General features: G+C 30.2%; 1 protein-coding gene. It reads right to left on the reverse strand.

Features of this window, described 5'->3' with window-relative positions; translation table 11 throughout:
• Window positions 1–232, reverse strand: a 232-nt coding sequence (locus R2R70_RS23485; RefSeq protein ID WP_410979418.1) for a biotin--[acetyl-CoA-carboxylase] ligase, incomplete at both ends; no start/stop codon positions are given.

Raw genomic sequence — 232 nt, forward strand, 5'->3', positions numbered from 1 at the left:
ATAAATTTACATTTATACCTATTCCCATAATTACATAGTTAATTATATTCAGCTCACAGCTCATCTCCGTCAGAATACCACATACCTTTTTACCTTGTATAACAATATCATTAGGCCATTTAATATAAGATATTATGCCCATTTCTTCTAAAGCTTTATTTACAGCAGCTGCCCCTATTAAAGTTAACTTTGCTACTTCTGAAGGTAGCATATTAGGCTTTAATATTATACT

This window comes from Cobetia sp. SIMBA_158 (assembly GCF_046566945.1).
Classification (GTDB): Bacteria; Pseudomonadota; Gammaproteobacteria; order Pseudomonadales; family Halomonadaceae; genus Cobetia; species Cobetia amphilecti.